4 protein-coding genes are annotated in these 4,140 nt (G+C 69.3%); 2 read left to right on the forward strand and 2 right to left on the reverse strand.

Annotated elements, in window-relative coordinates; translation table 11 throughout:
- Nucleotides 1–216 precede the first annotated feature (216 nt).
- Nucleotides 217–438, reverse strand: a complete 222-nt coding sequence (locus HMPREF9056_RS10280; protein ID WP_009404898.1) for a hypothetical protein — start codon at nt 436–438, stop codon at nt 217–219.
- Nucleotides 439–1,103: 665 nt separating this feature from the next.
- Between HMPREF9056_RS10280 and HMPREF9056_RS10285 the strand changes: the two genes are divergently transcribed.
- Nucleotides 1,104–1,907, forward strand: coding sequence for a TetR/AcrR family transcriptional regulator (locus HMPREF9056_RS10285; RefSeq protein ID WP_253270009.1), 804 nt, complete (start codon nt 1,104–1,106; stop codon nt 1,905–1,907).
- A gap of 140 nt (nt 1,908–2,047) precedes the next feature.
- On the opposite strand, the gene HMPREF9056_RS10290 is transcribed toward HMPREF9056_RS10285, so the two are convergent.
- On the reverse strand, nt 2,048–2,728 hold the full coding sequence (locus HMPREF9056_RS10290; protein WP_034514439.1) for an HAD family phosphatase: 681 nt from the start codon (nt 2,726–2,728) through the stop codon (nt 2,048–2,050).
- A 224-nt stretch (nt 2,729–2,952) separates the two neighbouring features.
- Between HMPREF9056_RS10290 and HMPREF9056_RS13805 the strand changes: the two genes are divergently transcribed.
- Nucleotides 2,953–3,972, forward strand: coding sequence for a LacI family DNA-binding transcriptional regulator (locus HMPREF9056_RS13805; protein ID WP_087942254.1), 1,020 nt, complete (start codon nt 2,953–2,955; stop codon nt 3,970–3,972).
- Nucleotides 3,973–4,140 lie beyond the last annotated feature (168 nt).

The following is a 4,140-nucleotide window of genomic DNA, read 5'->3' on the forward strand; positions in this document are numbered from 1 at the left end:
CGCGGCCGCGGCCCCGCCCGGGGCGGGAGGGGCGCCGCGGCGGCTGCGGGGTCGGGGGGCGCATATCGCCATCGTAGGATGCCAGGGCCCGGTTAACCTGCCGGGCGGTACCGAAGCGCGCGCAAGGTCACACGCGTCTTCAGGCACCGGAAACCCCCTCCGAGGCGACTTTCGGTTAATTTCCGCAACGAAAGTCGTGCGCTGCCGGGTGCTGGCTCAGACGATCTCGTAGCCGATCTCGGGTGCGAGTAGAAGGGCATAGAGCGTTGCGTCGGCCAGCGGCGCCGCATCCCGGGGCAGTGCTGGCAGGCTCTCCTGCGCCGGGGAGAAAAGTACCGTCATGTCGTCCCCGGTCATCGTCGCGCGGCCGAGCAGAGTGGCGACCTGGCGTGCACTCAGGGATGGCACGAGCATGATGCATCGAGTCTGCATCTGCATGCATACATGATGCATCTCGTTGATTCTGGGTGGATGCCGATTCACGAGGCGAAGCATGAGGTTCTCGCCGTCACGGCCCGGACCCCGATTGAACCGAGGGCACCCGGCTCGCTGCGAGCATCTCGGGTGGCAGGCGCGAACGGAGCGTCTCGGCGACGGGCTCCAGGGCCGGCCGGATCAGCGTCCTCCTCCATCGCGGTTGTGACCGCCAGCGGCGGGGCGGCCACCGGGCCGACCTCAGGCGGCGTCACCGTCTCCTGAGGGGGTGACGGCCCCGCCCGATCGGCGTCGGTCCTATCTGGGGTGGGGTCTGCGAGGCTCATCTGTGGGAGAGGGCCGCCGTTGGTATTTGAACCGGAAACAAGAATCTCACAAGTGTTATGAAACCGTGACCAACGTGGCTGTGCCATGCATGCCTGAGTGAAGTCGTAAGGACTTCTGGATGATGATTGGGAGGGATGGTGGTCGGCGATCCCAGTAGTTGCAACAGACCGAGTGGTCGGAGATCTCTGCGCTGGTAGGGGCCGGTTAATTGTGTGAAAACAGAGACCAAGTCGTCATCCACGTCACGGGCAGGGCACGTGGAGGTCACACTTGAGCGGATTATTCCGATCAGGGCCTTTCCGCCTTGCAATTCCCTTACTGGAAGGTGCCATGATTCGGCCATGAACACTGTCAGTACCCCGACCTCGCCCCAGGCTGCCCCGGCTAGACGGCGTGGACCCGGGCGCCCCAGAGCGGGCAGTGAGGACAAGCGAGTACGCATCCTCAACGAAGCCGTGGTTCTCTTCGGAGAGCACGGATATGCCGGCACCTCCCTGGCCGACATCGCCAACGCAGCAGACATCTCCAAGGCCGGGCTGCTGCACCACTTCTCCTCCAAGGACGAGCTCTTCGCCAAGGTGCTGGAGCGTCGTGACCGCGAGGACGCCCTGAGCATCCTCGTGGAGTCCCCGGCCGTGGAGGACAACGTCGTCGACGTCCCCGTGGATACCGTCGGCAACGTGGACACCCTGGAGGTTGCCGCCGCCCCTGACGTCGACGTCGACCCGTGGGCGCTGCTGGACCGCTACATCGAGCTCCTCGAGCGCAACGTCGCCCACTGGGACCTCACGGCGATCTACACCGCGACGGCGGTCTCGGTCCTCGACGCCGCGCACCCCGCGCACCGGTGGATGGCCGACCATCTCAACGGCGCTGTTGAGCGGTTCGAGTCCAGCTTCGAGGCCGGCAAGGCCGCCGGACTCGTGGACCCCCAGATGCCCTCGCGCCTCGTGGCGCGCAGCCTGGTCGCCCTCACCGATGGGCTCCAGCTGCAGTGGCTGTGCTCGACGACGCCCGAGACGGCCGCCTCGGAGGCCCTGGGCACCGACCTGGTGGCGGAGATCCGTCTCTACGCCGACTGCCTGCGCAGCCAGTGGGAGCTCCAGGAGACCCCGGAGACCCCGCAGCGCCCCAAAGCGGCCTGAGGGCGGTCTGAGGCGCTGCGTCGCACTGCTACGCGCAGGCCCTCGACGAACCCTGCTCAGAATCCCTACTCGTCCCATCCGGCTCGGGAACCGCGCGTTCCCGAGCCGGTCCTATGTCCGGGCTGCGACGTCGGCCCGTGTCAGCGCTGCGCCCACAGCAGCAGGTGCGGGGTGATCGAGGCCAGGTCGGGGACGACGACGAGCCCGGGATCGGCCGGGAAGTGCTTCTGCGCGCCGATCTGCACGACGTGGATCCCGTTTCCCCTGGCTGAGGCCGCTCCCGTGGGGGAGTCCTCGACGACGACGCAGTCCTGTGGCCGCAGGTCGAGGCGCTCGACCGCCGTGGCGTAGGGCAGCGGATCGGGCTTGGCCCCGACGCCGTCGTCGCCGGTGACTAGGACCGTGAAGACGTCGCCGAGCGCGGAGGCCACCTTCTCGACGATCCTGCGAGGTGAGGCCGAGACGATCGCCTGGGCCAGTCCCACCTCCGACAGCGCCGAGGTGATCCGCAGCGCCCCGGGCAGAAGGGGAGGAGCGGCGGTCACGGAGGCCTCGACGTCGTGCGCGATCGCCTCGAAGGTCTCCCGCGTGGTCGGATCGTCCCAGGAGCGCGTGGCGCCGGTGGCGGCGATGAGCTCGTAGGCCGTGCGGATGGAGGCGCCCGTCATCCGGGCGACGAGCTCGGGGCGCGGGTCGCCGCCAAGGGCCTGGCAGTGGTGGATGAAGGCCTCGTCCCAGAAGGGCTGGGAGTCCATGAGGGTGCCGTCCATGTCCCACAGGACAGCGCGCACCGTGAAGCCGGGACGGGAAGAAGGTGTCACGGGGGCAGCCTAAACCACCCCAACGGTCGCCCGTGTCGACGCACGGGTGCGCTCCGGCAGCGGCGCGCCTGATGCGACGACCCGCCTGCCGCCGTTCAGGGTTATGCGCTGCGTCGTCGTCCTGGCAGACTGCCGTCAAGCCGCCGGATGGCGCACGTACGGTCCCAACGGATCGGCGGGCGCGGAACGGGCGGCGAAGTTGGATGGACTGGGGAGGAGGCGGGGTGAACGACACCTACAGGCCCACCATGGAGGACGTGGCCAGGGTGGCCGGCGTCTCCCGCACCACGGTGTCCTTCGTCCTCAACAACCGTGACGGCGCCCGTATCGCCCCGGAGACGCGCGACCGCGTCCAGCAGGTGGCCGCCGAGCTCGGTTATCGACCCCACGGTGGCGCACGCGCCCTGGCGTCGCGCCGCTCGTCCCTCATCGGGCTGGTCTCCGAGATCGTCACCAGCCCCTTCGGTGCGGCCACGATCCGCGGGATCCAGGACACGGTCCGGCGTGCCGGCTACACCCTGTTCATCGTGCCGACCTCGACCGAGGCGGCGATGGACTCCGAGGCCTTCGAGACGCTCCTGAAGTCCCGGGTCGAGGGCATCATCTACGCCACCGGTTGGAACTGCCGCGTCCGTATGCCGGCGCAGGCCCGTGAGATCCCCACCGTCCTGGTCCACTGCATCGACCCGGTCTCCGGTCTTCCCTGCGTCCGCCCCGACGAGGAGCAGATGGGGCGCCTGGCCGCTCAGGCCCTCCTGGAGGGGCACCACCGGGACATCGGCGTCATCGAGCTGGATCCGAACGACGGCGAGGCGGCGCCCGGCCGACGTGTCGGCTGCGAGGCCTACCTGGAGCAGGCCGGTATCCCCTGGAGCACCGTGAGGGTCGCCGTCGGCCACGGCACCACGCGGGGCGGCTACGCCGCGGCCGCCCGCCTCCTGACGGACCATCCCTGGTTGACCGGTCTGGTGTGCGGTAACGACCGCATGGCCATGGGCGCCTACGACGCCATCCGTGAGCAGGGCCTGCGGGTGCGCGACGACGTCGCCGTCATCGGGATCGACGACCAGGAGCTCATCGCCGATCAGCTCCACCCGGCCCTGACGACGGTGGCCCTGCCCTTCGAGGAGATGGGGCAGGTGGCGGCCTCTCACCTGCTGGCCCTCATGGAGGGCGAGGAGGTGCCCGCTGAGACGCTCCTGCCCGGGCAGATCATTCGCCGCTCCTCGGCCTGGCACCCCTGACCCCGCCGGCCGACTCTGCCGACCCTGGCCGCTGGAAGTGGGGCTCACACCTGCCGACGGCGCAGACGCAGCACGTAGGTGCCGGTCGTCGTGGCCAGTACGGCCAGGACACCGAGTGCCAGCGAGGCGCCGGTGCGGGCCAGCGGGAACCCACCTGACCGTCCGTTG

The sequence above is a fragment of the Actinomyces sp. oral taxon 170 str. F0386 genome (assembly GCF_000195595.1).
Lineage (GTDB): Bacteria > Actinomycetota > Actinomycetes > Actinomycetales > Actinomycetaceae > Actinomyces.